Origin of the sequence: Gracilibacillus boraciitolerans JCM 21714 (genome assembly GCF_000521485.1) — a bacterium.
Classification (GTDB): domain Bacteria; phylum Bacillota; class Bacilli; order Bacillales; family Amphibacillaceae; genus Gracilibacillus; species Gracilibacillus boraciitolerans.
Genome location: NZ_BAVS01000001.1, coordinates 502,612 through 528,047 on the forward strand (window position 1 = coordinate 502,612; position 25,436 = coordinate 528,047).

Annotated in this window: 20 protein-coding genes, 6 pseudogenes and 1 other annotated feature; of the genes and pseudogenes, 2 read left to right on the forward strand and 24 right to left on the reverse strand. The window is 36.4% G+C overall.

What is annotated here, in order from left to right:
• Nucleotides 1–5: 5 nt before the first annotated feature.
• Complete coding sequence (locus JCM21714_RS02565; RefSeq protein WP_235182550.1) at nt 6–875, reverse strand: YicC/YloC family endoribonuclease; 870 nt, start codon at nt 873–875, stop codon at nt 6–8.
• Nucleotides 876–1,027: 152 nt separating this feature from the next.
• Here JCM21714_RS02565 and JCM21714_RS02570 point away from each other — a divergent pair, with 152 nt between their 5' ends.
• Nucleotides 1,028–2,740 (forward strand): Rqc2 family fibronectin-binding protein, encoded by a 1,713-nt coding sequence (locus JCM21714_RS02570; protein ID WP_035721554.1) that lies wholly within the window; start codon nt 1,028–1,030, stop codon nt 2,738–2,740.
• Between the two features lie 321 nt (nt 2,741–3,061).
• Here the strand turns inward: JCM21714_RS02570 and pyrE are convergent, their stop codons facing one another.
• The 21 genes and pseudogenes from pyrE to JCM21714_RS02670 all read right to left on the reverse strand — a co-directional run bounded on the left by pyrE (nt 3,062) and on the right by JCM21714_RS02670 (nt 23,481).
• Complete coding sequence (pyrE, locus tag JCM21714_RS02575) at nt 3,062–3,688, reverse strand: orotate phosphoribosyltransferase (protein ID WP_035721556.1); 627 nt, start codon at nt 3,686–3,688, stop codon at nt 3,062–3,064.
• Nucleotides 3,681–4,388 (reverse strand): annotated as a pseudogene (gene pyrF / locus JCM21714_RS02580) (orotidine-5'-phosphate decarboxylase). Before pyrF ends, pyrE begins: the two are co-directional and overlap by 8 nt.
• Nucleotides 4,381–5,294 (reverse strand): annotated as a pseudogene (locus JCM21714_RS02585) (dihydroorotate dehydrogenase). Before JCM21714_RS02585 ends, pyrF begins: the two co-directional pseudogenes overlap by 8 nt.
• Entirely contained in the window at nt 5,291–6,058 is a 768-nt protein-coding gene (locus JCM21714_RS02590; protein WP_035721559.1) for a dihydroorotate dehydrogenase electron transfer subunit, read from the reverse strand. Before JCM21714_RS02590 ends, JCM21714_RS02585 begins: the two are co-directional and overlap by 4 nt.
• Nucleotides 6,055–9,260: pseudogene (gene carB / locus JCM21714_RS02595) on the reverse strand (carbamoyl-phosphate synthase large subunit). The gene JCM21714_RS02590 and the pseudogene carB overlap by 4 nt, the downstream one beginning before the upstream one ends.
• Nucleotides 9,260–10,351, reverse strand: coding sequence for a carbamoyl phosphate synthase small subunit (locus tag JCM21714_RS02600; RefSeq protein ID WP_035721562.1), 1,092 nt, complete (start codon nt 10,349–10,351; stop codon nt 9,260–9,262). The pseudogene carB and the gene JCM21714_RS02600 overlap by 1 nt, the downstream one beginning before the upstream one ends.
• Nucleotides 10,348–11,631 carry a dihydroorotase gene (gene pyrC / locus JCM21714_RS02605; protein ID WP_035721565.1) on the reverse strand — a complete coding sequence of 428 codons (1,284 nt, stop codon included), beginning with the start codon at nt 11,629–11,631 and terminating at the stop codon, nt 10,348–10,350. The genes JCM21714_RS02600 and pyrC overlap by 4 nt, the downstream gene beginning before the upstream one ends.
• Nucleotides 11,631–12,525 (reverse strand): annotated as a pseudogene (locus tag JCM21714_RS02610) (aspartate carbamoyltransferase catalytic subunit). The gene pyrC and the pseudogene JCM21714_RS02610 overlap by 1 nt, the downstream one beginning before the upstream one ends.
• Before the next feature lie 15 nt (nt 12,526–12,540).
• A pseudogene (locus JCM21714_RS02615) lies at nt 12,541–13,921 on the reverse strand (solute carrier family 23 protein).
• 139 nt (nt 13,922–14,060) lie between these two features.
• Entirely contained in the window at nt 14,061–14,612 is a 552-nt protein-coding gene (pyrR, locus tag JCM21714_RS02620; RefSeq protein ID WP_035721572.1) for a bifunctional pyr operon transcriptional regulator/uracil phosphoribosyltransferase PyrR, read from the reverse strand.
• Nucleotides 14,613–14,824: 212 nt separating this feature from the next.
• Nucleotides 14,825–15,735 (reverse strand): annotated as a pseudogene (locus JCM21714_RS02625) (RluA family pseudouridine synthase).
• Entirely contained in the window at nt 15,732–16,205 is a 474-nt protein-coding gene (gene lspA, locus JCM21714_RS02630; protein ID WP_035721574.1) for a signal peptidase II, read from the reverse strand. The pseudogene JCM21714_RS02625 and the gene lspA overlap by 4 nt, the downstream one beginning before the upstream one ends.
• Before the next feature lie 182 nt (nt 16,206–16,387).
• Nucleotides 16,388–19,153 (reverse strand): isoleucine--tRNA ligase, encoded by a 2,766-nt coding sequence (ileS, locus tag JCM21714_RS02635; RefSeq protein WP_035721576.1) that lies wholly within the window; start codon nt 19,151–19,153, stop codon nt 16,388–16,390.
• Between the two features lie 64 nt (nt 19,154–19,217).
• Nucleotides 19,218–19,435 (reverse strand) — a binding site (T-box leader).
• 71 nt (nt 19,436–19,506) lie between these two features.
• Entirely contained in the window at nt 19,507–20,031 is a 525-nt protein-coding gene (locus JCM21714_RS02640) for a DivIVA domain-containing protein (protein ID WP_035721578.1), read from the reverse strand.
• A gap of 146 nt (nt 20,032–20,177) precedes the next feature.
• Nucleotides 20,178–20,402 (reverse strand): S4 domain-containing protein, encoded by a 225-nt coding sequence (locus JCM21714_RS23510; RefSeq protein WP_369403396.1) that lies wholly within the window; start codon nt 20,400–20,402, stop codon nt 20,178–20,180.
• Between the two features lie 8 nt (nt 20,403–20,410).
• The gene (locus tag JCM21714_RS23515; RefSeq protein WP_369403397.1) at nt 20,411–20,899 is read right to left on the reverse strand and encodes a YlmH/Sll1252 family protein; all 489 of its coding nucleotides are present in this window, start codon (nt 20,897–20,899) and stop codon (nt 20,411–20,413) included.
• 8 nt (nt 20,900–20,907) lie between these two features.
• Nucleotides 20,908–21,171, reverse strand: coding sequence for a YggT family protein (locus JCM21714_RS02650; protein WP_035721580.1), 264 nt, complete (start codon nt 21,169–21,171; stop codon nt 20,908–20,910).
• Between the two features lie 8 nt (nt 21,172–21,179).
• A complete protein-coding gene (locus JCM21714_RS02655) occupies nt 21,180–21,614 on the reverse strand; it encodes a cell division protein SepF (RefSeq protein ID WP_035721582.1) in 435 nt (144 codons plus the stop codon).
• Nucleotides 21,615–21,624: 10 nt separating this feature from the next.
• Nucleotides 21,625–22,305, reverse strand: a complete 681-nt coding sequence (locus JCM21714_RS02660) for a YggS family pyridoxal phosphate-dependent enzyme (RefSeq protein WP_200868427.1) — start codon at nt 22,303–22,305, stop codon at nt 21,625–21,627.
• Nucleotides 22,306–22,326: 21 nt separating this feature from the next.
• A complete protein-coding gene (gene pgeF / locus JCM21714_RS02665) occupies nt 22,327–23,124 on the reverse strand; it encodes a peptidoglycan editing factor PgeF (protein ID WP_035721586.1) in 798 nt (265 codons plus the stop codon).
• 63 nt (nt 23,125–23,187) lie between these two features.
• Nucleotides 23,188–23,481 carry a YlmC/YmxH family sporulation protein gene (locus tag JCM21714_RS02670; protein WP_035721589.1) on the reverse strand — a complete coding sequence of 98 codons (294 nt, stop codon included), beginning with the start codon at nt 23,479–23,481 and terminating at the stop codon, nt 23,188–23,190.
• Nucleotides 23,482–23,622: 141 nt separating this feature from the next.
• On the opposite strand from JCM21714_RS02670, the gene JCM21714_RS19015 reads away from it, so the two are divergent.
• Entirely contained in the window at nt 23,623–23,796 is a 174-nt protein-coding gene (locus JCM21714_RS19015) for a YfhD family protein (protein WP_084040544.1), read from the forward strand.
• A gap of 19 nt (nt 23,797–23,815) precedes the next feature.
• Here the strand turns inward: JCM21714_RS19015 and sigG are convergent, their stop codons facing one another.
• Together sigG and sigE are read right to left on the reverse strand one after the other, a co-directional pair.
• A complete protein-coding gene (sigG, locus tag JCM21714_RS02675) occupies nt 23,816–24,598 on the reverse strand; it encodes an RNA polymerase sporulation sigma factor SigG (RefSeq protein ID WP_035721592.1) in 783 nt (260 codons plus the stop codon).
• A 92-nt stretch (nt 24,599–24,690) separates the two neighbouring features.
• Nucleotides 24,691–25,410: an RNA polymerase sporulation sigma factor SigE gene (sigE, locus tag JCM21714_RS02680; protein WP_148294949.1), complete on the reverse strand. Its 720-nt coding sequence runs from the start codon at nt 25,408–25,410 to the stop codon at nt 24,691–24,693.
• Nucleotides 25,411–25,436 lie beyond the last annotated feature (26 nt).

Sequence of the window (25,436 nt, forward strand, 5' to 3'; positions counted from 1 at the left end):
AATAATTATTCTATATTTTGTATTTGTTCTTTCATTTTTTCTGCTTCACTTTTAAGATATACAATTTGTTCACTTATCCAAGGATCATTTGATTTGGAACCAATCGTATTCAATTCACGGTTCATTTCCTGTACAATGAAATCTAACTTTCTACCAACAGGCTGATTTTCTTCAATAATATATTGGAATTGTTTTAGATGACTATGTAATCTTGTTAATTCTTCAGAGATATCGCCTTTTTCTGCAAGTATCGCAATTTCCTGATATAATCTTGATTCATCGTAGACAGAAGTATTTTCGAGATATTTGTTTATACGCTCAAGTATTCGCTCCTGATACTCTATTATAACAATCTTTCGTCTTTCACCCAACTGTTTTATTTTATATTGTATTTTTTCAGACCGCTCGAGTAAATCCTTTTTCAATGCTGTTCCTTCATTCAATCGCATTTGAACCGTTTTATCTACTGCTTTTGCCAGAGTCAATTTAATGGATTCTTCTGATTCGGAATCAGCCTCTTCTACTTCCTGTATCGTAAATATATCCGGAAATTGTCCAAGCATCTCAATCGAAATGTCGCCTGATAATTGATAAGTTGATTGTAATTGTCGTAATTGATCGATGTATTGTCTTGCTAAGTCCCAGTCTGTATGTAATTGTTTTTCATTAGCTTTCTTACCTGTGACATGAATCGAAACAGCAATTTTACCACGTTTCATTTTCTCTTGAATAATCATTTTTAATTGATCTTCTATATGTAATAAAGATTTAGGTATATAAAACGAGATATCCAAGTATCGATGGTTAATTGTTTTAATTTCAACAGAGACTTCAATATCTTCTTTATGTAATTCTTCTCTACCATAACCTGTCATGCTAAGCATTTCATTACCACACCCATCAACTTTCGTATATTCAACACATTCTTACAATATCATATCAAAAAATACGATAACAAGACAAATTAAAGCATAGATTATTTTTTTAGATTCAAGTCATGTTATAATGTACGAACGAGGTGATAAAAATGGTTTTTGACGGAATTGTAACACGCGCTGTAACACATGAACTCAATCAAGGATTATCATCAGGGCGTGTTTTAAAAATATACCAGCCCACTGAAACAGAGTTACTTTTTACGATTCGAACATTTCGTGAGAATAAACAATTATTAATAAGTGCTCATTCCAGTTATGCACGCATTCACTTTACGAAGGATATATATGATAATCCGACTGAACCTTCAATGTATTGTATGATGCTAAGAAAATATTTAAACGGTAGTTTTATCAAATCTGTTAATCAATTGGAAAATGAAAGAATCATTCACATTCATTTTCAAACAAAAAATGAACTCGGTGATGAGAGTAAAAAGACGTTAATAGTTGAATTGATGGGAAAACATAGTAATATCATCTTATTAGATGATGACCGGGGAATTATTCTGGACAGTATTAAGCATGTATCAAGTGCGCAAAACCGATATCGTTCGATTTTACCTGGCAACAGTTATATCCAACCACCAAGTCAGGGAAAATTAAATCCGTTTGCAATAGATGGTGAGAAGTTTTTAACAAAGATAGACTTCAATGCTGGCAGAATTGACCAGCAAATTGTAAATACTTTAATGGGTGTTTCATTAGTATTAGCAAAAGAGATCGTCACAAGAGCTGGTATAGGGCAAACAACTGGATATAAGGATGCATTTGAAGAAATTCAAACAATGGTGAACAACCATGATTATCAACCATCCATCTATCATGCAAGCAAAGAAAGCTTTTATGTCTTAACTCTCGTATCTAATCATGGTGAAAGGGCAGAATATTCCACTGTTGGTGAAATGCTTGATGCCTTTTATTCTGGAAAAGCAGAACGTGATAGAGTGAAGCAAAGAGCTGGAGATCTACTTCGCTTTTTAACCATTGAGCAAAAGAAAAATAAGCGAAAGGTAATGAAACTCGATCAAACGCTTGAAGATGCCAAGCATGCGGACAGCTATCAAAAATATGGTGAGTTGCTAACGGCACATATGCATTTGGTCAAACAAGGTGACAAGGAAGTGGAAGTCATTGATTACTATGATCCGAACCAGTCAAAAATTATCATCAAACTTAACGAAAACAGATCACCCAGTGATAACGCGCAACTTCTTTTTAAAAAATACCATAAATTAAAAAAATCAAAGCAGATGGTTGAAGAAGAAAAGCGAAAAACCTTTGAGGAAATAAATTATTTAGATGAAATCATCGAACAGATTAATTTGGCCAGGGAACAGGATATTGAAGAAATACGGGAAGAGTTACAAGAACAAGGCTATTTAAAGAAAAAGATAAAAAAAGGTAAAAAGAAAAACAAACCAACGAAACCAGTACCAGAAAGGTATTACAGTACAGATGGAACAGAAATTTTAGTAGGTAAAAATAATAAACAGAATGAATATCTAACTAATCGTGTAGCACGTAAGGATGAGATTTGGTTGCATACGAAGGATATTCCTGGTTCACATGTCGTGATTCGTTCCATAGAGCCAAGTGAGGACACATTACTTGAGGCTGCCCAATTAGCTGCTAATTTTAGTAAATCAAAAAATTCATCCTCTGTTCCGGTGGATTACACATTAATCCGTCATGTAAAAAAGCCGAATGGAGCTAAACCCGGTTTCGTAACATATGATAATCAAAAAACACTGTTTGTCACACCAGACACTACCTATATTGCAAAATTAAAGGAAAAGAAATAAACATTATAAAATACAGAACAACCTGCGAACTATTAACAATCTTGAAAGTATGATGAATGCTAAGCAAAAGCTCCGTCCATTTACTTCGCTTTCCACGGGAGTCTTCGTAAATGGACTACGCTTCCAGAGTGTTCTACAAGTGTAGCGACAGTTAGCATATTGGTATCACTACATATTTCCTCTTATTCAAAAAGAAATTTATACCAAACGCAGGAAAAAGGCGATACTCCGCAAATGTCAGTGCAAGCTGAAGATCCACTACCGGTGTTTCTTGTCTGTTTTTAGCGAATTAGGTGTTTTGTTGCGGTTGCCCGGGAAATATTAGCTATTTCCTAATTCATCTCTCCACTGTAATAAATCAGTCTTTTCTGCTTCGGTAATTTCATTGTTCTCTACCAAGGCATCAGCAAGAATATCAAAATTTGTAATAGTGGAAAAAGTAACGTTTACCTCCTTAAATTTCTTATCAGCTTTTGCTAATCCATAAGTAAAAATGGCTAATACCTGTAACACTTCCGCACCAGCATCTTGCAAAACAATTGCACTTTCTATTGATGATCCACCAGTCGATATAAGGTCCTCAATCACGATGACTTTATCTCCCTTTTCTACCTTACCTTCAATCTGATTTTGTTTTCCATGTCCTTTTGGCGTTGCACGAACATACACCATAGGCAAATCTAAATAATCTGCCAACCATGCCGCATGGGGGGGAATACCGGCAGTGGCACAACCGGCGATAACGTCTGGTTTTTCTTCTAATTGTTCAATCATTTCAGCAAATTGCCTGACAATCTGCTTCCTCACTTTTGGATAGGACATCGTTAACCGATTATCACAATAGATCGGTGAATGAATACCTGATGTCCAAACAAAGGAACGGTCCGGTCTAATTTGAATCGCATCTATTTTATATAGAGCATTAGCTATCTCTTTTGATTTAAGCATGATTCCACTCCTCCATAACACGTTGATAATTTTTTTGGGGGATTTGTTGCTTGAGTAACACTTCTGCCAATCACTAATAAATCAGCACCTTTTTGTTTAGCGAGGGTTGGAGTTGCTACTCTCTTCTGATCGTTCTGACTGGAATCACTTAATCGAATACCAGGAGTCACGGTTAAGAATGAATTTCCACAAACTTTTTTATACGCTCAACTTCATGTGCAGAACAGACAACCCCCCCATCAGCACCACTTTCTTTAGTTAATAAGGCAAGCCTTTCTACTGCAACATTTAATGGCTGTTGTATATTTAACTCCTTATGTAACACATTTTCATCCATTGATGTCAGTATTGTTACTGCAATTAATTTAGGAACTTTGTTAACAGATCCAGCTTCAAGACCGCGCTTAGCTGCTATAATCATTTCACTGCCACCTGATGCATGTACATTGACAATATCTACTCCAAGTGATCCCAGATTATACATTGCCTTTTCCACTGTTGTAGGAATATCATGCAATTTCAAGTCTAAAAAAATGGGATGGTCATGCTGCTTTAACCAATCGATCATCGGTCTTCCTTCACGATAAAACAGTTCCATTCCAACTTTAACTGGTACACCGTAAAAATCATTAGCAGAAATAAAAGTTTTGACATCGTCTGCCGTGCGAAAATCTAATGCTAAATAAAAAGGTTTATTCATAAACATGCCCCTTCCCGATCGCTTCTTCAACGGACTTGAATCCATATTTTTCTAAAACATCTGGTAATTCATTAATTATCTCTGGACATGCTAAGGGATTTTGAAAATTAGCTGTTCCAACTGCGACTGCGTTGGCACCAGCTAATAAAATTCCACGACATCTTCTGCCGTGATAATACCTCCCATACCAATAATTGGAATATCTAAAGCCTGTCGAACCTGATAAATCATCCGGATCGCAATTGGTTTTATAGCAGGACCTGATAAACCTCCTGTTTTATTAGCAATAATTGGCCTGCGTTGCTTTAAATTGATTTGCATACCAGTTAACGTGTTGATCATTGATAGACCATCTGCACCAGCATCTGTAACAGCTTTTGCCATCACTACAATATCTGACACATTCGGTGATAATTTGACATAAACGGGATACTTACTCGCCTGTTTTACTTGATAAGTTACTTCTTTCGCAAGCTCTGTATCAGTACCAAATTGTACACCACCCTCTTTCACGTTTGGACACGAAATATTCAGTTCAAGCGCATGAATATCATTCGAATGATTGAACGCTTTTGTCACTTTCACATATTCTTCCACTGTACTGCCAGCAACATTGGCAATTACAGGTGTTTCAAACGGACGTAAAAAAGGTAACTCTTCGTTGATAATCGCTTCTACTCCTGGATTTTGTAAACCAATTGCATTTAACATTCCGCTAGCTGTTTCAGCTACTCTTGGCGTTGCATTTCCATATCGTGCTTCGCCTGTTGCAGCTTTTATAATGATTGCACCTAATTCGTTTAAATCATAAAACTGACTATATTCTTTACCAAATCCAAAGCATCCTGAAGCAGGCATGACAGGATTTTTTAAAGTTAACCCCGGTAACGTTGTCGTTAAGGTCATGGTAAGATCACCTCGTTTGCATAGAAAACAGGCCCATCTTTACAAATTTTCTTAGATTTTGATGGATCTTCTTTTAATGGAACAACACAAGCATAACATGTACCAACGCCACAACCCATCCGTTCTTCGAGTGAGATATAGCCTTCCTGTGTTTCTAATTGATCTGTTACTGCTTTTAGCATGGCAGTAGGTCCACAAGCAAAATAATAATCAATATCCGTCGAAAGCTCTGTAATAATATCTGTCACAAATCCTTTTGCACCATATGTTCCATCATTTGTTGCAACATAGGTGTCACCTAAAAGCTGAAATTTATCTTCATAAAACACATGGCTTTTCGTTTGAAATCCTAGAACTGATGTAATTTGGACACCCTTTTTCTTTAATGATTGAGCTAAGTAGTATAGAGGAGGGACCCCCCCTATCCCTCCACCTACAATTAAAGCATGGTCCAGTTGTAAACGATCTATTGGATAATAACTGCCACAAGGTAAAATAGCATCTAAAAAGTCCCCCCCAGCTTTACAGTTACTTAGCGCTCTCGTTCCTTCACCAAAAATTTTAAAAACAATTGTAAAAGTTTCCGCTCCTACATCAACATTTGCTACAGAAACTGGCCTTCTTAACATGTGATGTTTTAAAGCGATATGAATAAACTGACCTGGTTTTAGTTCTCGGGCTAATGGCGAATGCAAAACAACTTCAAACGTATCCTGAGCAATACATAAATGACTCTTTATCTTAAGCAATTGTTTGGATATCACAGTACGATTGCCTTCCCTTCTACTGCTGGTTTAGCAGTAAATGTTGTTGAATCAATCACATTTACGATCGCTTCAGCTGTATCAAGACTTGTTAAACAAGGAATACCATGTTCTACTGCTTCACGACGAATTCTGAAACCATCAGAGCGTGGTTTTTTCCCGGAAGTTAGGCTGTTTACTACAACTTGTACTTCTCCCTGCTCTATGATTGAAATTACATTTTTACCTTCTGCTCCAACCTTGCCTACTTCTGTTACAGGTAGATTAAGTCCTTTAATTGCCTTAGCCGTACCTTCTGTGGCGTACAAATGAAAACCAAGTTCAGAGAAACGCTTCGCAATTTCACACGCCTCATCCTTATCTTTATCTGCAACCGTTAGTAATACGGAACCTTCCATTGGTATTTTAAGACCTGAAGCAGTTAAACCTTTGTAGAGTGCTTTTTCTAATGTTCGATCACGACCGATTGCTTCGCCAGTTGATTTCATTTCAGGCCCAAGCATCGTGTCCACACTGCGTAACTTCGCAAAGGAGAACACAGGTACTTTAACAGATATTGTTTCTGGTTCAGGCAATAAACCTGTCTGATACCCCCCATATTTGCTAATGATTGACCAATTATACAACGTGTTGCCAGATTTGCCATGGTAACTCCGGTAATCTTACTTAAAAATGGAATGGTTCGACTTGCTCTTGGATTCACTTCTAAAACATAGACTTTATGCTGATGAACAACAAATTGAATATTGATTAAACCTTTTACACCCATTCTTTCAGCTATTTTAATGGTGATATCCACACATGTTTGTTTTGTTTCCTTTGATAATCGCTGTGATGGATAAACTGCTATCGAGTCTCCTGAGTGAACTCCAGCACGTTCGATATGCTCCATAATACCAGGAATAATTGTTGTTTCTCCATCACTAATGGCATCAACTTCCACTTCAATTCCTGTTAAATATTTATCTATTAAAACAGGATGCTTGTGTTTTATATGATTAGTTTTCGCTAAATAACTTTCTAATTCTTCTTCGTCATAAACAATTTCCATTTGGCTGCCACCAATTACATAGGAGGGGGGGCGAACTAATACAGGGTATCCGATGGATGCTGCTGCTTCTTTTGCTTGATCAAGCTGGCGGACACTTTTTCCTTTTGGTTGTAAAATATTTAACTCATGCAATAACTGTTCAAATTTATCACGATCTTCCGCGGTATCAATTGCCTCAAGTGATGTACCTAATATTTTCACACCACGCCGCTCCAGTCCTTCGGCAAGATTAATAGCAGTCTGACCGCCAAATTGAACAATCACCCTTCAGGACGCTCTAATTCAACGACATGCATGACATCTTCTAAGGTTAACGGCTCAAAATATAACTTATCAGAAACACTGAAATCAGTAGAAACTGTTTCGGGATTACTGTTCATAATAATTGCTTCGTAGCCCGCTTCTCTCAGCGCTAATACCGAATGTACAGTTGCATAATCAAACTCAATACCCTGACCGATTCGAATTGGCCCCAGAACCTATTACTAGCACTTTTTTGCGATCACTGACAACTGACTCATTTTCTTCTTCATAAGTGCTGTAAAAATATGGTGTCTCAGATTCGAATTCAGCTGCACACGTATCTACCATTTTATATACAGGAATCAGACCAGCATCTTTTCTCACATAATATACTTCATCAATTTCCACATTCCATACTCTGGCAATTTGAGTATCTGATAAACCAATCTCTTTTGCTTCTCTTAACATTTCTAAATCGTGTGGATAATCTGCCAATTTCTTTTCCAAATTAATCACATTTTTTATTTTTTCAAGGAAAATGCGATCAATTTTTGTTAAATGAAAGATTTCTTCAATATCCATACCTTTCCGAAATACTTCTGCTAATACATAAATACGCTCATCATCTGCCTTCACAAGGCGTTCCTTCAAAGTCTCTAATGAATCTTCTGCCAATTTCGGTAAATAGAAATCCTCACCACTGATGTCTAAGGAGCGAATCCCTTTTAACATTGCTTCTTCAAAATTACGGCCGATAGCCATTACTTCTCCTGTTGCTTTCATTTGTGTTCCTAAATGTCGGTCGCCTAATACAAATTTATCAAACGGAAAGCGTGGAAATTTTGTTACAACATAGTCCAGTGCCGGTTCATAACAAGCATATGTTGTGCCTGTAATAGGATTCATTATTTCATCTAATGTCATTCCAATGGCGATTTTGGCAGCGATCCTTGCAATCGGATAACCTGTTGCTTTTGATGCCAGTGCAGATGAGCGACTTACTCTTGGATTAACTTCGATAACATAGTATTGGAAGCTATCTGGATCAAGTGCTAATTGTACGTTACAGCCACCTTCGATGTCTAAAGCCCGAATAATCTTTAATGATGCAGAGCGTAACATTTGATACTCTCGATCACTCAAGGTTTGCGATGGCGCGACAACAATCGAATCTCCGGTATGAATGCCAACAGGATCAATGTTTTCCATATTACAAACTACTATTGCCTGATCCTTTTTATCACGCATTACCTCATATTCCACTTCTTTAAATCCTGCAATATTCCTTTCAATCAGACACTGGTTCACAGGTGATAATGACAAACCATTTCTTGTAATTTCTCTTAAATCAGCCTCGCTATAGCACATACCACCGCCACTTCCTCCTAGTGTGTATGCGGGACGAACGATTAATGGATAACCAATTTCATCAGCAAAATCCAATGCTCCCTCCACCGTAGTAACGATCCGACTATCAGGTACAGGTTCATTTAATTCAAGCATCAGTTTTCTGAATTTCGCACGGTCTTCCGCATTTTGAATCGCATCTAATCTAGAACCAAGTAATTCCGTTTGATATTCTTCGAGGATACCTGATTCATCCAATGCCACAGCCAGGTTTAAACCAGTTTGACCTCCAAGTGTTGGTAAAATTGCATCTGGGCGCTCTTTACGGATGATCTTGGATAAAAATTCTACCGTTAAAGGCTCCATATAAACCGTATCTGCTATCGTATCATCCGTCATAATTGTAGCGGGATTGGAATTAGCCAAAACGACGGTATATCCTTCTTCTTTTAATGACTGGCATGCCTGTGTACCTGAATAATCAAATTCTGCTGCTTGTCCAATCACAATCGGTCCTGATCCAATTACTAGAATCTTTTGAATATCTGTTCTTTTTGGCATTAGACTTCCTCCTTCTGTATTACTTGGTAGTTTTTAATATTTTCGATAAATTGATCAAACAAATAGTTCGTATCATCTGGTCCTGGTGATGCTTCTGGATGATACTGAACAGAAAAGGCTGGATATTTTGAATGCTTTACACCTTCTACCGTTTTATCATTAAGGGCAACTTGTGTAAGTTCCAAGTCTGTCTGATCAATTGACTCTTTCGTTACTGCATATCCATGATTTTGTGAGGTTATATACGTCCGTTCTGTTTCATAATCATATACAGGATGGTTCGAACCTCGATGACCAAATTTAAGTTTCTCCGTATCTGCCCCACATGCAAGAGCAAGTAACTGGTGTCCTAAACAAATTCCAAAGGTCGGAACGGTTGGTATGACTTGTTCGATCATTTTTATGGAACCAGGAACATTTTTTGGATTTCCAGGACCATTGGTAAGCATAATACCATCGGGTTTTAAGCGCAAGATATTTTCAGCACTGTAATTGTAAGGAACAACGGTCACATGACAGTTTCTTTTCGTCAATTCTCTTAAAATACCGTGCTTCATGCCGAAATCTACTAAAACAATACGATATCCTCTTCCTGGAGAGACATACGGTTTAATGGTGGACACTTGCTCCACTTGGTTTGTTAATACTTCCCAGTTGTTAACTTTATCGATTGCATGTTCATCTTCCTGATCTGCCTTTGTTAAAATCCCTCGCATTGTTCCGTGTTTGCGTAAAATTTTCGTTAATTTTCTTGTATCGATTCCCGCAATACCAGGTATCTGATTAACTTTCAAAAAGTTGTCAAGGCTTTCGTCACTTCTGAAATTAGAAGGAGTTTTACAAAATTCTCTTACCACAAATCCAAATATTGAGGGATTAATCGTTTCAAAATCATCGCGATTAATACCATAGTTACCGATTAAAGGATATGTCATGGTAACAATTTGTCCGCAATAAGAAGGATCAGATAACGTCTCCTGATAACCAGTCATCCCCGTATTAAAAACTACTTCCCCAATTCGTTCCTCTGCAGAACCAAAAGCAATACCTGTAAAAGTGGTGCCATCTTCCAAAATAAGTTGTCTTCTCATTGTGTTGCCTCCTCATATACTATTTCACCTTTAGATATGGTTACGACTGGTTTTCCAGTGACCTTCCATTGATGAAATGGTGTATTTTTGCCTTTTGATAAAAAGCTATTGCGATCAACAAAATAGGTAGTTTCTAAATCTAGTAATGTTAGATCAGCGCTATACCCAATTTCAATCCTTCCAAATGGTAATCCAAAAGTATCAGATGGCTTGATTGTTAACCAGTCAATCAGTTGTTTTAAAGTAAATCTTTCTTTCTTAACAAAATGGGTATGTAAAAGTGAAAATGCCGTCTCAAATCCAACAATGCCAAAGGGTGCATGTTCCATCCCATGTGCTTTTTCTTCATGGGTATGTGGTGCATGATCAGTAGCGATAAAATCAATCGTGCCATCCAGCAGTCCATCAATCAATGCCTGTTGGTCTTCCGTTGCTCGTAAAGGAGGATTCATTTTAAAATTTGCGTCATTTTCGCGAATCGCGTGTTCATTAATTAGCAAGTGGTGTGGAGTCACTTCTGCTGTCACTCGAATCCCTGCTTTTTTAGCATCTCTTATTACACGGACAGATTCTTTCGTACTAACATGACATACATGATAATGACATCCAGCTGCTTCTGCTAAAAGCACATCCCTGGCAATTTGTACGGATTCACATACAGACGGAATTCCTGGCAAACCTAATTTTTTGTTTACTTCTCCATCATGCATCACCCCCCCATCGTGAATTAATGAATTTTCTTCACAATGTGCGACAATCGGCATATCAATAGCTGCAGCTTGTTTCATAGCCTGGAGCATGATATCGGCAGACTGCACACCAACACCATCGTCCGTAAAAGCAAATGCTCCTGCTTTTTGTAATGCTGCCATATCAGTTAACCTATCTCCTACTAGTCGTTCTGTTATCGAAGCATATGGTAACACTCGTATCAATGCTGTTTCTTTAATTCGTTGCTGGATGGATTGCAGAATATCTACTGAATCTGGTGTTGGTTGAGTATTTGGCATGGCACATACCGTTGTAAAACCTCCTCGTGCTGCAGCTTTAGTACCTGTAGCAATCGTTTCCTTAACTTCTCCGCCAGGCTCTCTTAAATGAACATGCACATCAACAAAGCCAGGTACGACAACACGTCCTTTTCCATCCAGCATTTTTGCCTCAGGATCATTTAGCGTGTTGCCGATTGCAGCAATCATATCATCCTCCATCATGATCTCACACTGTTCCATATTACCATTATCCAATAATCGCCTGACATTGGTTAAAATTTTCATCATTATAGTTCCCCCCCTTGATTAAGTAGTGATGTTATAATTGCAATTCTGGCTGCTACTCCATTTTTCATTTGTTTAAATATACGTGATCGCTGACACTCCACTAATCGACTATCAATCTCTACCCCGCGATTTACAGGTGCCGGATGCAGAATAATGGCGTGCTTTTGCATTCTCGCTTCTCTTTCTAAGGTTAAACCATAATTATCCAAGTAATTGCATTCCGTTAGCGAAAACTGATCCAGGTGTCTCTCATGTTGAATTCGCAATAACATGAAGACATCAGCTATTTCGACTGCATCATCCATTGCAATATACGGAAAGGGCAATCTATCATCCTGCCATTCTTTCATTCCAGTCAGGTAAACATCACAACCTAAAGTTGAAAGAGCAATAGCATTGGATCTTGCAACTCGACTGTGTTTAATATCCCCCGGCTATCACAACCTTTAAGCCATGAAAATGCTGAAAATCCTGATATATCGTCACTAAGTCTAATAGACATTGTGTAGGATGTTCTCCTGTGCCATCTCCGGCATTGATTACAGGAATGGACAAAGATTCAGCTAATTGTTTGGCAATATTTTCTTGATGATGTCTCAACACGATTAAATTAGCTCCAATTGATTCATACGTTTTTGCGGTATCATAAATGCTCTCACCTTTAGTCACACTTGACTGATCCGTCATAAAATCTAGTACTTCCATACCTAACCTTCGTTCCGCCACAACAAAACTCATCTTAGTTCTTGTGCTTGGCTCAAAAAATAGATTAGCAGCAAAAAACTGTCCATTTAGGGGGGGTTCTACACCTCGTTGACTAATACCATTTGCCCTTTTAACTAATTGGATAATCTCTGTTTCAGACTTATCTTTCATTGACACAAAATGCTTCATCTTTAGTCCTCCTTTTTATTGATCATCTGACTCTGCAAACATTTGTCCATTACCATAACCAGATTCTTTATCAGGTAAGACAAGATTTAAAATAAGGCCGATTATTGCTGAAAGTGCCATACCTGCGATAGTTATATCTACATCACCTAAAGGAATATTAATGTAGGCACCACCGATGCCAATGACTAAAATTACAGAGGAAATGACCAGGTTTCGTTTTATTCCTAAATCTATTTGGTTATCAATCAGCATTCTTAAGCCACTAGATGCGATAATCCCGAATAAGAGTATCGATACACCACCCATTACCGACGTCGGTATCGAGGCAATTAACTCTGTAATGATTCCAATAAATCCAAATAGGATTGCTAAAACGGCTGCACCACCGATAACGAAGACGCTGAAGACTCTTGTAATAGCTAATACACCAATATTTTCTCCATATGTTGTATTCGGAGGACCACCAAGTAATGAAGCTATCATCGTGGCAACCCCATCTCCTAAAATAGAGCGATGTAACCCTGGCTTCCTAAGGAAATTTTTACCTGCAATTTTTGATAACACCATCTGGTCTCCAATATGTTCTGCACTGTTACGACAGCCACTGGCACCATCATCCAAATAATGCTCCAGCTAAATACCTCAGCAGGATTATAATTTACAAACGGGATGACAAATTCAGGCACTAAAAAGATGGATTGAATAACTTCTCCAATCGAGCTGCTATTGATAATGTTATGCCATACAGCCTGGATGCCACTTGTATCTATTATTTTTTCACCTGAACTAACCGTTACAATCAGTGAATAAATATATCCTCCCATAATTCCAATTAGAATTGGAATTAGGCCAAAAAATCCTCTAAACAATAAAGATCCGATAACAGTGATCAATAAGGTGACAATTGCCGAACTGAAGTGGATAGCACTATATTCCCCCCCATCTACATTCATTGCCATATCAATTGCTGTTGGCGCTAAGCCCAGACCGATGACAATAATAATTGGACCAACAACAACAGGTGGTAACACTTTAATGATCCATCCTGTACCAAACGTTCCTATGAGAAGCGATAACACTCCATATACCAATCCTGCTAAGAAACTACCAATCATTACTCCGCCAGCTCCGCCAATAGCCATCGCGCTAATAATTGGAGCGATAAAAGCAAAACTGGAACCTAAGTAGGCTGGTATTTGACCTTTTGTTATGAGCAAGTATGCTAATGTTCCTAAACCACTTGATACTAACGCAACCGCTGGCGAGAGCCTGTTAAGAATGGAACTAAAATCGTCGCCCCCCCAAACATAGCAAATAAATGTTGAATACTGAATATCAGCCATTGTGATAATTTTGGAACATCACTTAAACCTAACACCATATTTTTATCTGACATCTTCGTTCTCCCCCCCTTTTTCATCTCTATATAAAAACCTCTTTGCTGGTCGCAAAGAGGTAGATGTGTAGTTTCAATCCTATACACATATCCTTTTATTGCAACCTTGCAAGCATCTCTGTACTTGATTAAAGGTCTTCTATTCTTTCTCAAAAATACTGACACTATCTTCCTGATCCGTTTCCGTTAACCCGACAGTGATAATCTCATTTTGTGACGTCGGAATATTCTTGCCAATAAAATCTGCTCTAATTGGCAGTTCACGATGCCCTCTGTCAACTAATACTGCAAGTTGTATTTGTGAAGGTCTTCCTTGGTCCATAATCGCATCCATTGCTGCCCGTACCGTTCTTCCGGTATATAAAACATCATCAACTAGGATCACATTTTTACCTGTTACCTGTTCCTTTAGATTTGTATCATTTAATTGTGGCTCCAGTTGTTCGTCTACATGTGATAGATCATCACGATACAATGTAATATCAATTTCCCCAATTGGGACTGTTACCCCCCCTTCAATATCTTTAATTCTTTCCTGAAGTCGTCTGGCAATCGGAACACCTCTTGTTTTGATCCCAACAAGCATTAATCCGTCTACCCCCCCTTTGTTACGCTCCAAAATTTCATGGGCTATTCTCGTTAATGCTCTTCTCATAGCAGAAGCATCTAATACATTTGCTTTTTTATTCAAGATAAAAACCTCGATTCTTTAGCTATATTTCTATATTGATTAAAAAGAAGTGTCGTTTTTTAAGACCGATAAAAAAATCCTTAGACTCCGTGGGAGAATAAGGATTTGGATATACTTATAGTAATTGATCCGAGTTCCTTTCCAGCCTCACGGGACTGTTATTAAAGGTCTTTATGATATTGAATTAATTATGACAAAAACAGAGACTGAAGTCAATAACTTTTGCGAATGTTTTCTAATACTTTTTCAAATTTTGCTGGTAATGGTGCTTCAAATTCTAATGTTTCTTTTGTAACAGGATGCTCTAATTGCAAATGGTAGGCATGAAGTGCCTGGCCTTGTACATCAATACTTTTACGTTGCCCATATTTAGGATCACCAACAATTGGATAACCGATATATTTCATATGTACACGAATTTGATGTGTTCTTCCCGTTTCTAATATACATTTCACATATGTGAATTTGCCATGGAGACGTTCTATGACTTCGAAATTTGTTACGGCATCTTTTCCTTTTTCAGTTACGCCCATTAGCTGTCTGTCTTTTTCACTACGGCCAATTGGAGCATCAATTGTTCCATAATCATGAGGAATATCGCCATGAACAATTGCTTTGTATGCTCTTTTCATCTTTTTCTGTTTTAATTGTTCAGCTAACCCTCGTGTGCTAAATCATTTTTTGCTACTACCAGTAACCCACTCGTATCCTTATCAATCCGATGAACAATTCCTGGCCGTTTCACTCCATTAATTCCGGACAAATCATCACAGTGGTACAACAAGGCGTTTACTAATGTATCATCATAATGCCCTGCAGAAGGATGGACAACCATACCACTTTCTTTGTTAACTACAAGGATATCTTTGTCTTCATATACAATATCGATAGGGATATTCTTTGCTACTATGTCTAGTGCTTCGACTACTGGCACTTCCCATTCGATACGATCTTCATTTTGACATTTATAATTAGGTTTCACAGCAGTTCCATTAACTTGTACTAAATTTTTATCAAACCATGTTTTCATTTGAGATCTTGAATATTCCGTGATGGTTGTTAATAATTTGTCTATTCTATTACCTTGTTCCGTTTCCTGAACAATATATGGTGATTGATTCATTTCGCCTGCTCCTTTTTCTTGTTCCTTTCTTCGATGAACGTATAGATAAAAATAATGATTACACCAACAACTAATGCCGAATCCGCAATATTAAATATAGGATAATCATATGTACCAATATAAACATCAAAGAAATCCACGACTTCTTTTCTGAATAATCGATCTATAAAATTTCCGATTGCTCCACCTAATACAAATGCTAAGGCAGTGCCTAATAATGCATTTTCCTTTGCAAATTTCTGAATGTAAAAGATAATAAATCCTACTACAATGAGGGTTATGATATAAAAGAAGGTCATTTGTCCTTGAAGAATTCCCCATGCCGCACCTGAATTTCGATGTGATGTTAAATAAAAAAAGGATTCAATTACTGTAACTCTTTCGCCTATTTCCATATTGGTTACGATTAACCATTTAGTTATCTGATCTATAATGATCACTGCTAAAGCTAATCCATATACATGCCACATAATGTACCTCCGAAATTTTCTATTCCTATGCAATATCTCACTTTCACATTATACCATTATAAATCCAAATTAAAAATGAATAAGATGAAGTCTATAGGCAATTGAAACTCTTTTATTTATATAAATTTATAAGGAAGGCCATGTTCCTTCTTTTCAAGGAACATGGCCTTTTGTTCAAAGATTTATTCTGTCATGTCTGTATAGTTTTCCTTAACTACTGTTGCACAGCGTGTACATAGTGTTGGATGTGCTTGATCATCTCCAACGGTTTCTGAAATGACCCAGCAGCGTTCACAAGTATCCCCTTGATGCTTAGCAATCTTAACTGAAACGTGGTCATACTCTTTTTCAGCTTCTAAGTTATCGGTTAACTGAACATCAGACACAATTAATAATTGATGAAGATGCGGGATTTCTTTAAGCAATTTTGCCACATTCTCATTATTTGCCTTAATCGTAACTGCCGCTTCTAAGGACTTACCAATTATTTTTTCAGCACGTGCTTCTTCAAGTGCCTTTAAAATATCATGGCGAATATCCATAAACTGAGACCATTTCGTAACAAGTGTGTCTTGCCCTTTTATTACTCTGCTTTCGGGCATATCAGAAAGTTGCACATGTTCTTCCTGTACATTAGGAATGTAACTCCAAACTTCTTCCATCGTATGAGTTAAGATTGGCGTTAACAGTTGAACCAATGAAGTAATGGTTTCGTAATAAACCGTTTGAATACTTCTTCTCCTGTGATTGTCTTTTGCCTCGATATACAGAATATCTTTAGCAAAATCTAAATAGAATGAACTTAAATCAATCGTACAGAAATTGTGAATGGTTTGATAAACCGCAGAGAAATCATAGGCATCATATGCTTGTCGAGATTTATCAATTACTTGTTGCAAACGGAATAACATATATTGATCGATTTCCTCTAAGTTTTCATCACTGACGCGATTTTCGACTGAGAAGTCATCAAGATTTCCTAATATAAAGCGAAACGTGTTTCGAATTTTACGATATCCTTCGGCAGCTTGCTTAACTATTTCATCTGAAATTCTTACATCTGCATGATAGTCCACAGATGCTACCCATAACCGTAAGATATCTGCACCATATTGTTTCATTATTTTTGCAGGTACTACAACGTTCCCAACTGATTTACTCATTTTTCGACCTTGACCATCTAAGACAAATCCATGACTAATCACTGTTTCATATGGTGATTTCCCTGTTACTGCAACCGCAGTCGATATTGAAGAATTAAACCAACCACGATATTGATCAGAACCTTCTAAATATACATCTGCTGGACGTTGCAATTCGTCTCTTGCTTCTAATACACCTTCATGGGAACTTCCCGAGTCAAACCATACATCCATAATATCTGTTTCTTTTGTGAATTCACCATTTGGACTATGCTCAGATGAAAAACCTTCAGGTAATAAGTCTTTAGTATCCCATTCAAACCAAATATTTGAACCATGTTCTTCAAATAATTCAGCAACATGTGATATGGTTTCATTATTTATGATTGGTGTTCGATCCTCTCCATAAAAGACGGGGATCGGCACACCCCCCCATGTCCGTTGTCTTGAAATGCACCAATCTTCGCGATCACGTACCATATTATATAATCTTGTTTCACCCCAATTAGGTACCCAGTTAACTCGTTTAATTTCAGTTAAAATATCCTCTCGGAAATCCTTAATCGAAGCAAACCATTGGTTGGTCGCTCGGAAAATGGTTGGTTTTTTTGTGCGCCAGTCATGAGGATAGGAGTGCGTAATAAAGTCTAACTTAAGTAAAGCTGCTGCTGCTTCTAATTTCTCGGTAACCAGTTTGTTCGCTTCATCATAAAATAAGCCTTCAAACCCTGGTGCCTCCTCTGTGAAATAGCCTTTTTCATCTACAGGACATAACACATCTAAATCATAATTTTTTCCAATGATAAAGTCATCTTCCCCCCCATGTCCTGGTGCAGTATGAACAAGTCCTGTTCCACTTTCGGTTGTAACATGGTCACCTAAAATAATTAGTGAGTCACGTTCATAGAATGGATGTTTTGCTACTAAATGCTCGGCTTCCTGACCTTTAAATGTTTTTAGAATTTTTGATTCATTCCATTCAAATAATTCCTTTAAGTGATTCACTAATTCACTTGCTACTACATACTTTTGATTATCTGCTCCAACAACTGCGTACTCTAATTCCGGATGAAGAGCAATCGCTAAGTTAGCTGGAATTGTCCATGGTGTAGTAGTCCAGATTACAAACTTTTCATCACCATCTAATAAGTTTTTTCCGTCCTTGACATCAAAAGCTACATATATAGAAGCAGATCGTTTATCCTGATATTCAATTTCTGCTTCCGCTAGAGCAGACTCTGATGATGGAGACCAATATACAGGTTTTAATCCTTTATAGATATATCCTTTTTTTGCCATTTCACCAAATACTTTAATTTGTGCTGCTTCATATGCTTTGTTTAACGTAATATATGGATTATCCCAGTCTCCACGAACTCCTAATTGTTTAAACTGTGTTCGCTGATTATCAATTTGCTTTAAAGCATATTCAGCACATTTTCGTCTAAATTCAGCAACCGTCATTTTTTTGCGATTTACCTTTTTCTTTGCCAGTGCCTGTTCAATTGGCAATCCATGTGTATCCCATCCAGGTACATATGGTGAGTGGTATCCTGCCATTGATTTATACTTCACAATAAAGTCTTTTAATACTTTATTGAGTGCGTGTCCCATATGAATATCACCATTCGCATATGGTGGGCCATCATGCAGTATAAATAATGGTCTACCTTCTGTACGCTGTTGTACTTTTTCATATAATCGCTCTTCGTACCATTCTTGTTGTAATTGTGGTTCCTTATTTGGCAAATTACCACGCATAGGAAACTCTGTTTTAGGCATATTCAGTGTTTGTTTATATTCCATCGTAATTCCTCCTTATTTTTTTGAACATTTTAAATTTGATCACATAAAAAGTCCTTCACATCCCTGAAAGGACGAGAAGGACTCGCGGTACCACCCTTATAGATAGCTATAAAATTAACTATCCACTCTGATATTCGTAACGTGAATGACTCGTTTACACTTACTCGCTTCAGTGTAACTACTCATGGGTGATTTTCTATTAAGGTGCTATACTAGGCTCCCACCATCCCTAATTCGCTATTTTAGTATTCCTTAATATACTGTCCCAATCCGCGCATTTGTTGATCTGATCCATCAATGAAAAGTTTGTAGTATGAATTATATGTAATAATTCCATATTCGTCAAGGATTAATTAATATTGATTAGATTCTTCTCTATTTCTTCTTACTTCTTTATCTTCCTCATTTTCCATGTCCATGTCGAATAAGCCGTCCCAATCATCGTTCTCAACTAAATCTAGTTGAGCTTCCACCAGCATTTTTAATCTGATACGGAAAACTTTGGCTTGTTTTTTCAGTTCTTCTACTTCTAAAGCAATAGAACGAGATTTATGTAATGCCTCATTAATAATACGATCCGCATTTTTTTCTGCTTCTTTTATAATTAATTTAGATTCCTTTTTAGCATTTGCTTTTACTTCTTCTGCTGTTTCCTGTGCTACTAATATTGATTTGTTAAGAGTTGATTCGATATTAGAGAAATGGCTTACCCGTTCATTCAATTGTTCTACTTTGTCTTTTAACTCTTTATTCTCGCGAATTACTATTTCATAATCTTTGATCACTTGATCCAAAAATTCATTTACATCATCTTCATCATAACCTCGAAAACCTCTTGCAAATTCTTTGTTATGGATGTCGAGCGGTGTTAAAGGCACATTGGCCACCTCCTAATAGATGTCTTTCTGCTTTATAGATAATAGTATCATACTTTTTTGACAAATCACTAAACAATCTTACAAAAAGTTATAATAATTTTTCAAAAGTGATCCTAATTTTATCTTTTTTTGTCCGACCTTGTAATTCAGTTATTCGTGAACGCCCTTTTCCCCCTAATAGAAAGGAGATCCTCTTCTTCTAATAAAAATGCAGGTTGATCAATCGTTTGAAAATTCACCTTAACAAACCCTTTCTTTATTAACTGAAGTGCTTGTTGCCTAGACACTTGATATATTTCTTTAATCAGCACATCCAGTCTTAAAGAAGCACAAGTGGTAGTTTTCTCTTGCCATGTATCTTGTGAAACCAATCTTTTTGTTAAGGGGGGATACTTTCAAAGTTTATTCGGGCATTTTTAATAGCTGTTACATTTGTAACTAAATAGGTTGTAATATCTTTAGCTACAAGAATTTGAATGGTATCTTCCTGGATAACAATATCACCAATTTTCTTTCTTTTAACTCCTGCTGAGAGAAAAGCACCTAAAACATCAGGATGTTCAATGGATAGAAATTTCTGTGGAAAAGTTGCCTGTAGTAACTCTAATTCAAAACTCTCTGCATCTATTTTTTCATAGAACGGAGCTAGAATTGCTCTTTTTCTTTCTGCCTTTTCCCATCCACCACAGAATTTTAATTGTAATTCTTCATCATTACCAATAATTGTTTGAAAAATTCTTTGTTCTCGGGGGGGATGTAAAAAATCAATCACCTTTTGTTCATAACGAGTATGTACATGATCACGCCAAGACAATACTTGATCTATAAAAGGATATTCTTCTTTTCTGAAATGTTGATATAATTCCATGTCATCACCTAAATTAATCTAAATAAAAAATCTAAACCTCTCATTGCCATTTGCAACACAATAATGGCTACAATTGGAGAAATATCTATCATGCCTCCAATAGGTGGGATAATCTTACGAAATGGTTCTAAGTAAGGTTCCACAATCGAACCTAGCATTCGACCAAACGATGATTCCCTTGCACCTGGAAACCATGACATTAAAATATAAATTATAATTGCATATGAATACAACGTCATTGCATATGCCAAAATTTGGTGTATCAAACTCATTGTCTATTTTACCACCTTTGCTCGGGATCTGCTTCTTCCATAATTTCTGTGATATTACCTGAGATTTCAATATTTTCTGGTGTACATAAAAATGTTTGTGATCCTAACTTTTTGATTTGACCAGAAAGGGCATAAACGGTCCCACTCATAAAATCAATAATTTGTCTTGCTTGCAGTGTATCGGCACGTTGAAGGTTGATAACCACTGATCTCCTATTAACAAGATGATCTGCTATGTCCTGAACTTCATTATAAGATCTAGGCTCACATAATACCATTTTAGTATTCTTTTGGACAGAAGATAAACTAACTACATTTCCTTTATCATCTCTTTTTCCACTACGTGTAGGAGGTGTATATTGCTGTTCAACTTCCTCTTCTATAATTTCGTATTCCTCTTCGTCAATACCGAAAAAGTTGCGAAATTTTCCTTTCATACTCATATTTTCACCTCTATTCCTCGTATGGACCCACTAAACTAGTACCAATTCGAATATGAGTAGCACCTTCTTCAATTGCTAATTGATAATCATTACTCATTCCCATCGATAAATACCTGCATGGAGCCTGATCCCATTCTTTCTTTTGTATTTGATCTCTTAGTTCTCTTAATGTTCGAAATACATTTCGCACTAATCTTTCATCTTCGACAAATGGAGCCATAGTCATTAAGCCAATAACTTTAATATTTGGGTAATCTTTAATCATATTGATAAAAGTTTCTGCTTCCTCTAAAGCAATGCCATGTTTAGACTCTTCTCCACTGACATTAACTTGCACAAAGCAATCAAGAGGTTTACTTGCTCGTTTATTTATTTCCTTTACGATTGATTTTCGATCAATCGAATGAATATAATCTACTTTATCAATAATTTCCTTTACTTTTCTGGATTGTAACGAGCCAATGAAATGCCAGGTTGCAGCATCCCCTATTACTTTATGCTTGTCCAGTAAACCTTCTGTTCGGTTTTCTCCCAAATGATAAATTCCTTGTTTTACAGCTTCTTCTGCTTTTTCTATTGTAACATATTTTGTAACTCCAATAATCGTTACTTCATCTGAACTTCGATGAACCTTTTGACATGCCTGTTCAATATTTTGCTTGATAGTAACTAGATTGTTTGCAACTGACATGATAAACTCCTTTCTTTATCATTAAATAATAGCTATAAACCCCCCCATCATTCTTCCCGTCGGATGTTGTTCTTTTCGATGTGAAAAAAACATAGGATGATGTGATGTGCAATAATTTGAAATATGTATATTGCTGGCTGGAATTCCTTCGTCCAGTAAAAGAAGCTGATTTAATTTTTTCAAATCTAAGTGGTATTCACCATTAAATCCTTCATAGCAACTTCTATACTTAGATGGAACATACTGCAAAACGTGATCATTCACTTGATAACAGCTTTTACAAATACTTGGCCCAATCACTACTTCAATATCATCTAGATTTGAAGATAATTCTTCAAATTTTTTTATTGTCTGTTTCACAATATTTGCAACCGTACCTCTCCAACCCGCGTGAGAAATAGCAATAATTCCTTTAACTCGGTCCAAAAAATAAATAGGAACACAATCTGCAAATAACGCGGTGCACACTATTTTTTTACTTGTCGTGATTAGACCGTCCGTATTTTTTATAGCATCTTCTCTCGAGAAAGCACCTCTGCCTCTATAATATTCGTCGATGAATTGAACATGATTATTATGAACCTGATCAGCTATAACCCAATTGTCTAAAGAAATATTAATCCGATTTGCCATTCTTTTACGATTTTGCAAAACATGATCAGGATTATCTTCTACATGAAAACCTAAATTATTACTTTCATATGGGAACAGACTAACGCCATTCTCTCTAGTAGTAAAACCTGCAACAACATTGGCTTCAAGCCAACGATCGATCCACAGAATAGAATCCTGATGTTTGGTGATAAAGGGTTCTGTCATACTTCCCCTCCTATTTTAGATCATTTTATCATATTTTAGCATATCATAACAATTACAATACTATTACTGTTGGAATATTGTGCTATTATCTTCTTTTTGATTAATCTGAACGGTTGGGAATGCACCATTTTTCTTTACTAATATAACGTCATGACCAATTTTCATTACTTGTGCCCATGGAATCACGATCTCCCTGGTTTCACCAAACATTCCAAATACTTTTGATTTGGTAGCAACAACCAAATTAGTTATTCTTCCGATATCAACATTAATTTCTATATCTGTTAAATTCCCTATTTTCGTCCCATCTTCAATATAAACAATGTCTTTCGTTTGTAATGATGATAATGTAATCATATGATATAGCCTCCCTTTTTTACAATATATGTACTGTCACAAGTATATACTTATAAAAACAGAAAAATTGATATGTTATTTTACATTTTAACCACACTAATAATGTTTTTGCAGATTTAATTTTGAAAAAGGAGGATCCATATGGGTACAGATGAACATAAAAAGAAAACAGGTAAAAATTTCTTAGCACAAACTCCAAAGTATGACAAAACGGATGGCATTGATGTTGAATTCTCATCTGAATTAGCTGATGCAGAAGACACCGAAGCCAATAGCAGAAGTGAAAAAGCTGATAAACGAGTAAAAAAGCGATGAAAAATCATCGCTTTTTTACTTATTCAAACATTTCTTTGTTCATTTCTTTTATCGCTGCTTTTTCGAGTCTGGAAACCTGTGCTTGCGAAATACCAATCTCTTCTGCCACTTCCATCTGTGTCTTACCTTGAAAAAATCTTTTATTTAATATTAGTTTTTCTCGCTTATTTAAGCGATGCATACCCTCTTTAATCGATAAGTGATTTAACCAGTCATTATCCTTCACACTCTCATCACTTACCTGATCCATCACATAGATTGGATCGCCACCGTCGTTAAAAATAGGTTCAAATAATGATACCGGATCTTGTATGGCATCCAGTGCAAATATAACGTCAGTCACTGGAACTTCAAGTTCTTTTGCGATTTCCATTGGAGAAGGATCTTTAGATGTTTTATTTAACAGCTTTTCCCTGGTGTGTAATGCCTTGTAAGCAATATCACGTAACGATCTTGATACTCTAATCGGATTATTATCACGAAGGTATCTTCTTATCTCACCAATAATCATTGGAACTGCATAAGTAGAGAATTTTACATTTTGACCTAAGTCAAAGTTATCGATGGATTTCAATAAGCCGATACAACCAACCTGGAATAAATCATCGCCATACTCTCCACGATTATGAAATCTTTGAATAACACTAAGTACTAATCTTAAATTTCCATTCACTAACTTTTCCCTTGCATATGAATCCCCCCCATTCTGCATTTCTCTAAATAATATTCTCATTTCTTCATTCTTTAAAACAGGTAATGTTGCTGTGTCTACTCCACAAATTTCGACCTTGTGTCTTGTCATTTTTGTATCCTCCCAATTGGAGATCCTTCTCAAAAATCAGTATCACCAATCAGGAGTATTTTATGCATGTACCATCATTTACCATTAGATATTTAGACCATTTTATCAAATTCCTTTTGTAATCTTTTAATGATTTTTTTTTCTAATCTGGAAATATAAGATTGAGAAATTCCTAACAGATCTGCTACATCTTTTTGCGTCATTTCTTCATTATTTGTAAGACCAAATCTTAATTCCATTATTTGCTGTTCTCTCCCATTTAATTGCTCTAATGCTTTTCGTAATAAAGATTTATCTATGCTTTGCTCTAATCCTTTAAATGTTACGTCTTCATCTGTTCCTAACACATCAGATAATAATAATTCGTTGCCATCCCAATCTACATTTAAGGGTTCATCAAAGGAAACTTCCGTTTTTAATTTATTATTTTTACGTAAGTACATAAGAATTTCATTTTCAATACATCTGGAGGCATAAGTGGCAAGCTTGATTTTTTTTTCGGGATTAAATGTATTAATTGCTTTAATCAAACCAATTGTTCCAATACTAATTAAGTCTTCAATATTAATACCTGTATTCTCAAACTTTCTTGCAATATACACTACAAGTCTTAAATTTCTTTCAATTAACATTGCTCTTGCTGCTTTATCACCATTAGGCAATCGATTAATTAATTCGAATTCTTCTTCTTTTGAAAGTGGTGGTGGTAGTGCTTCGCTTCCTCCTATATAATATATTTCGTCTACTTTAAAGCCCATTTTCTTGAGGATTTTATAAAAAATCATTTTATGTTTTTGTTGTACGATTAGCATACCTTCCACTCCTTATTCAGTATAAT

Bases quoted from the DNA above. Each gene is read 5' to 3' on its own strand.
- JCM21714_RS02655 (WP_035721582.1), bottom strand. From the start codon at position 21,614: ATGAGTATGAAAGGAAAATTTCGCAACTTTTTCGGTATTGACGAAGAG.
- JCM21714_RS02650 (WP_035721580.1), bottom strand. From the start codon at position 21,171: ATGAGTTTGATACACCAAATTTTGGCATATGCAATGACGTTGTATTCA.
- pyrC (WP_035721565.1), bottom strand. From the start codon at position 11,631: ATGATGAAAATTTTAACCAATGTCAGGCGATTATTGGATAATGGTAAT.
- JCM21714_RS02600 (WP_035721562.1), bottom strand. From the start codon at position 10,351: ATGAGAAGACAACTTATTTTGGAAGATGGCACCACTTTTACAGGTATT.
- JCM21714_RS19015 (WP_084040544.1), top strand. From the start codon at position 23,623: ATGGGTACAGATGAACATAAAAAGAAAACAGGTAAAAATTTCTTAGCA.
- JCM21714_RS02660 (WP_200868427.1), bottom strand. From the start codon at position 22,305: ATGTCAGTTGCAAACAATCTAGTTACTATCAAGCAAAATATTGAACAG.
- ileS (WP_035721576.1), bottom strand. From the start codon at position 19,153: ATGGAATATAAACAAACACTGAATATGCCTAAAACAGAGTTTCCTATG.
- JCM21714_RS02565 (WP_235182550.1), bottom strand. From the start codon at position 875: ATGACAGGTTATGGTAGAGAAGAATTACATAAAGAAGATATTGAAGTC.
- sigE (WP_148294949.1), bottom strand. From the start codon at position 25,410: ATGCTAATCGTACAACAAAAACATAAAATGATTTTTTATAAAATCCTC.
- pgeF (WP_035721586.1), bottom strand. From the start codon at position 23,124: ATGACAGAACCCTTTATCACCAAACATCAGGATTCTATTCTGTGGATC.
- lspA (WP_035721574.1), bottom strand. From the start codon at position 16,205: ATGTGGCATGTATATGGATTAGCTTTAGCAGTGATCATTATAGATCAG.
- pyrE (WP_035721556.1), bottom strand. From the start codon at position 3,688: ATGCTTAAATCAAAAGAGATAGCTAATGCTCTATATAAAATAGATGCG.
- JCM21714_RS23515 (WP_369403397.1), bottom strand. From the start codon at position 20,899: ATGGAATTATATCAACATTTCAGAAAAGAAGAATATCCTTTTATAGAT.
- JCM21714_RS02670 (WP_035721589.1), bottom strand. From the start codon at position 23,481: ATGATTACATTATCATCATTACAAACGAAAGACATTGTTTATATTGAA.
- JCM21714_RS02570 (WP_035721554.1), top strand. From the start codon at position 1,028: ATGGTTTTTGACGGAATTGTAACACGCGCTGTAACACATGAACTCAAT.
- sigG (WP_035721592.1), bottom strand. From the start codon at position 24,598: ATGACAAGACACAAGGTCGAAATTTGTGGAGTAGACACAGCAACATTA.